General features: G+C 79.4%; 1 protein-coding gene. It reads left to right on the top strand.

What is annotated here, in order from left to right; all coding sequences use genetic code 11:
* Nucleotides 1-1,045 (top strand): hypothetical protein (locus HMPREF1316_RS14355; RefSeq protein ID WP_021725694.1); only part of this gene is annotated, 1,045 nt, incomplete at its 5' end.
* Between the last annotated feature and the right edge of the window lie 127 nt (nt 1,046-1,172).

Genomic DNA, 1,172 nt, shown 5'->3' with positions numbered 1-1,172 from the left:
CGGGCGCGACCTCGTCGTCGGCCTCGCCGAGGGCGGGGAGCTCCTCTGCGCCGGCGACCCGGGGGTGTGCGCCGCGGCGTCGGGGTGGGGCCCGGTCTCGTCCCCGGTGCTCGCCTGGGTCGACGAGGGGGCCGGTCCCCCGCGCTCCCACGTGGCGGCCGTCCTGCGGGACGGCACCGTGGGGTGCACCTACGGGGAGTGGGCCGCCGCCGTCTCCGGCTGGTCGGGCGTGGCCTCCCTGTTCTGCGACGGCTTCCTCTCGGCCGTCGGCGCCGACGGCAGGCCGCTCCTGCAGGACCCGGCCGCCTTCTACGACGTCCCCTACGACCTGTCGGCCTGGCCCGCCTGCGCGAAGGTGGTCGACGGGGGCCACGGCTTCGTCGCCGGCCTCACGGAGGGCGGCGGGGTGGTCGCCGCGGCGCCGCGCGCGCACGGCGGGGAGGGCTCTGCGGCGGGCCTCGGGGCGTTCTCGGGTGGGGGCGGTCCGCGGGCGGTCGACATCGCATGCGGGCGGGACCCGGGCGGCACGTGGCTCCTCGTGCTGTGCGCCGACGGGACGCTCTGGTACAACCCGTTCGACCGGACGTTCGGCTTCGGGGGGCCCATCCTCAGGGCGTCAGGCGTCGTCGCGGAGCCCGGCGCGCTGGGGCGGGCGGGCGCCGACGAGGCCGCCTGGGAGTTCGGCTGGCAGTGGGGGGTCCCCAGCGACGCCTCCGCGCACGCGTACTGGGCGCTGCTCGAGGACGGCCGCGTGCACAGGGACCGGATAATGAGCAGGAGCGGCGCGCTCGACCTGGGCTCCGCCGAGCCCGGCGGCGCAATCGCCTGCCGCGGGGCGGCCTCCTTCGACGGCGTGCTCTCGGACGGGTCGTGGGCGGCGGTGCGCGCCGACGGGTCCGTGTGGTGGTCGGGCTCGCGCCTGTGGGGCTGGGACGGCGCCGTGGCCGTGGCCGCGGGCGTGGGCTTCTGCGCCGCGCTCCTCGCCGACGGGACCGTGAGGACCACCCCCGGCGGTCCGGACACGTCCGGCTGGAGGCTCTGGTGAGCCCGCGGCGCACGGCGGCGCGGGCCGCGGGCGCCCTGCGCCGGGCGGGCTGGCCCTCCCTCGCGGGGGGCTGCCTCCTGTGGGCGGCCTGGTCGGAGGCCGCTGTCGGCGCCGGGCTGCCCACCCG

Source organism: Olsenella profusa F0195 (assembly GCF_000468755.1).
GTDB lineage: Bacteria > Actinomycetota > Coriobacteriia > Coriobacteriales > Atopobiaceae > Olsenella_F > Olsenella_F profusa.
The sequence above is the reverse complement of the archived record's forward strand: the minus strand, read 5'-3'. Positions and strand labels throughout refer to the sequence as shown.